General features: G+C 70.7%; 1 protein-coding gene and 1 pseudogene. One reads left to right on the plus strand and one right to left on the minus strand.

The annotated features are described in order from the left end of the window. A pseudogene (locus ACWEVS_RS45985) lies at nucleotides 1–259 on the plus strand (cytochrome P450); the annotation flags it as partial. 76 nt (nucleotides 260–335) lie between these two features. Here ACWEVS_RS45985 and ACWEVS_RS45990 read toward each other — a convergent pair. Then, complete coding sequence (locus ACWEVS_RS45990) at nucleotides 336–3,479, minus strand: BTAD domain-containing putative transcriptional regulator (protein WP_452557545.1); 3,144 nt, start codon at nucleotides 3,477–3,479, stop codon at nucleotides 336–338. Nucleotides 3,480–4,051: the final 572 nt, after the last annotated feature.

Consider the following 4,051-nt stretch of genomic DNA (forward strand, 5'->3'; position numbering starts at 1 on the left):
GACCCCGAGCGCTTCTCCGACCCCCACGTGCTCGACCTGCGCCGGCAGGACGGCGGGCACCTGGCCTTCGGCCACGGCATCCACCAGTGCCTGGGTCAGCAGCTGGCCCGCGTCGAGATGCGGGTCGCCTTCCCCGCGCTGGTCAAACCGCTTCCCCACGCTGCGCCTGGCCGTACCGGCCGACGAGGTCGCCCTGCGCCCGGAGACGGCCGACGTCTACGGGGTGAAGAGCCTGCCGGTCACCTGGGACGTGGCATGAGTACCAAGAACCCGCGGCTCTTCCGGCGAGTGGGGGTCACGGCAGCGTGATCTCGGCCGGCTCACGCCTGCGCCGTTCACGGAGCGAGCGTGATCTCGGCCAGCTCACGCCAATCCCACCGCGCACCGTCACGGGTCGCCTCGGCGAACACGGTTTCACCGAGGCGCTTGCGCGTGTCCGCGACGATCCTGGCAACGTCCGGCAGCGAACGATCCGGCGTACCGCGCACCCCGTCGCTCGCCGCGAGCAGTCGCACGGCCTGCTCGTCCTGCCCCTGGCGCATGGCGAGATCCGCGATCCCGATCAACACCTCGGCGATCGTCGGCGGATACGTCGTCCCCATGGCCGCGCGCAACGCCTCGGTCCGATGCGCGCGGGCCTGCTCGAGATCCTCGGTGAGGTAGCCGTACAGGTCCATGGCATGGGCGAGGACGGAGTCGCCTGTCTCCGCGTCGCCCAGCACCGCCCGCACCGTGGCCAGGTGCTCGCGTGCCTGGTCCGGCTCGCCGCGCCAGCGCGCCAGCTGCGCCTTCGAAAGCGCCAGCCCGGCGAGCGTGCCCGACCAGGCGATCCCGTCCGCGTACCGCTCCGCTTCGGCCATGGCCGACGTGCTGGAACGCTCATCGCCGAGCAGCCAGTACAGCTGAGCCTGCCGCGCCCGCATGCCGACCACGTCCTCGCTCGCACCCAACTCGGTCAGCGCCGTGACCGCCTCGTCGTAGTACTCACAAGCGCGTGCGAACTCGCCGCGCGTGGCGAGCCGATCGGCCAGGAAGCTCAGCGCCAACGAGATCCCCCACCGGTCGCCCAGCGTACGGAACTCGGCAAGACCGATTTCGAGGTCGACGTCCACGTCGGTCTCGTCGCGGCCGAGCGTGAGCCGGAATCTGGCACGGCTGAGCCTGGCCTGCGCGCGCGCCCATGGATCGTCGCCTGCGATGAGCGGCTCGAACGCGGACAGGACCTCCGTCGGCTCCTCCAGCAGCCGCTCCAGCGGCGCGACGAACCCGAGCAGCGGATGGCGGTACTCGCCGCGCTGGGTGAGCCGGTGCGCCCCGTGGATCCACTCCCGCGCCTGATACTGATCACCACCCGGCCCGGAGGACACGAACACCGCCACGATGCCGTACGCCATCGCCCGCACCTCATCGGACACCTCGCCGTGCAGCGAGGCCGCCGCGATGCTCAACGCGGTGCCCTCGGCCCTGTGCCCGCTGAGGAACCAGTACCAGCCCACGGCCGCGACCAGCCGCATCGCCTCCTGGGCCCATCCTTCGGCGATCGCCCCGCGCAGCGCCGCATTGATGTTGTCGTGCTCGGCCTTGAGCGTGGACAGCCACTCCAGCTGCTCGGCCTGACGAAGGTGCGGCTCGGCGGTCTCGGCCAGCTCGGTGACGTAGGCGAGGTGCGCCCGCCGCGCCGGCTCGGTCTCGCCGGCTTCGGCGAGCCGGTGCGCCGCGTACTCCCTGATGGTGTTGAGCATCCGGTAGCGCGGCGTGCCCTCGCCGTCGGCGAGCAGCAGGGACTTCTCGATCAACGCGGCCAGCACGTCGAACACCTGCTCCCCGGCGAACGCCTCGTCCCCGCACACCCGTTCGGCCGCTTCCAGGCTCGCCCCGCCGGAGAACACCGAGAGCCGCCGCAGCACGCCGCGTTCGGCCTCGGTCAGCAGATCCCAGCTGTAGTCCACGACCGCGCGCAGCGTCTTGTGCCGGGGAAGCGCCGTACGGCTGCCGCCGGTCAACAGCCGGAAACGGTCATCGAGTCCGCCGGCCAGCTGATCGATGGACATGGTGCGCAGCCGTGCCGCGGCCAGTTCGATCGCCAGCGGCATCCCGTCCAGCGCCCGGCAGATCCGCGCCATGGTCGACAAGGTGTGCGCGTCGGCGCCGATGTCCTGGCGCACCAGACCCGCGCGGTCCCGCAGCAGCCGCACCGCGGGCGAGGACCCGACGTCGGAGAGGTCCGCCCCCTTCGCGGGCAGCGCGAGCGGCTCGACCTGCCACAGCACCTCCCCGGTGATGCCGAGCGGTTCCCTGCTCGTGGCCAGGATCCGCAGCCTCCGGCACTCCCCCAGGAGCCGATCCGCGAAGGCCGCGGCCGCCTCGATCACGTGCTCGCAGTTGTCCAGGATCAGCAGGATCGCACGCTCCCTGACCGCGGCGATGAGCCGATCCATCGGCTCCCCACCCCGCCCGTCACCGAGCAACGGCTGCTCACGCAGGCCGATCGCGGTCAGGGTGGCCTGCGCCAGCTCACCGCCTGCCCGCACCGAGGCCAGTTCGACCAGCCACGCCCCATCCGGCAGTTCGGCGAGCATCGTCCGCGCGGTCTCCGTGGCCAGCCTTGTCTTGCCCGAGCCACCCGCCCCCGTCAAGGTGACCAGCCGGTGTTTGACGGCCAAACCGGCGACCGCGGAGATGTCGTCATCCTTGCCGACGAAACTCGTCAGCTCGGCGCGCAGGTTCGTCCTGCGGTTCTCCGCCCGCCCGCCCAGCTCACCGCGGAGCAACGCGGTGTGCAGCGCGGAGAGCTCGGCCGACGGGTCGGCACCCAACTCCTCAGCGAGCCGCTCGCGCGTCCGCTGGTACAGGGTCAGCGCCTCGTTCCCACGCCCCGCCTCGGCGAGCGCTCGCATCAAGGCTGCCACGAACCCCTCCCGCAGCGGGTACGTGGCGACCAGCTCGGTCAGCTCCGAGACCAGCTCCGAGCCATGGCCGAGGCGAATGTCGGCATCCACCCGATCCCCGAGCGCGGCGACGTGGAGTTCGTCCAGACGCGCGACCGCGGCGTCGAACGCGTCGCTGCCCTGCAGCGCGATGTCCGCCATGGCCGTACTGCGCCACAACGCCAGGGCCGAGCGCAGCAGATCCGCCCGCGCCGCGGGCTCGGCGGCACGGGCCTGACCGACCAGGCGCTCGAACCGGTACACGTCCACGGCATCAGGCGCCACAGCCAGCCGGTACCCGCCGGAATCGGCCTCGATCACGCCGTCCGGCAACACCCTGCGCAGCCGGGACACCAACGCCTGCAAGGCGTTCACCTCGTCCGCGGGCGGCTGCTCCCCCCAGATCCAGTCCACCAGCCTCGCCCGCGTGACGACCCGGCCAGGTTCGAGGGCAAGGGCGGCCAGCAGCGCGCGCAGCCGAACCCCAGGAACCTCCACCACGGCCTCATCGTGGTTACGGACCTCGAACGGTCCCAGCAATCCGACTCGCACGTCAGCAATTGTGCCGAACCACGGCGACAACCGGCCAACCGCCGCCGAGCACAAGCCACGAACACCGCCGACCTTCACCGGATCGTTATCCCCGCAGGTCGAGCGAATGTGCTGGATTTCCAGCGGATCCTACGGCGACCGCCGGCTCAAGGACATCCGCCGACGCGTGATCAGCACCGAGCGAGAGTCCGCGCGGGCTGGCCCGCCTTGCCATCGCGCTGAACCGCCTCGATCAGGCCGCTGGAGATGGAGATCGTGAGTGCCCCCTGGAGGATTCGAACCTGCGCATCCGGCTCCGGAGAGCATTGCAGGTTTGCTGCTGGGCATGCCCCGACCAGCGGTGACACATGAGTGTCACTCGATCAAGGCCGTGGATGGCCCACGTGTTGCCCACGATCGTGCAGAGAGCCTCCTGTTGACGAGGTTTACTGCGGGCGCGAAGCACATCACGGGCTTCAAGCCACGGCGGTCGTGGAAGGGCGTTCCCCCTGAGGACTGGACACCTGAGACCCTGGACCTTGCTGGTTCGGGGAGATCGGGAGAGTGTCCCGTTGGGGATGAAGAACTATCCA

This window comes from Nonomuraea sp. NPDC003754, from assembly GCF_053605785.1.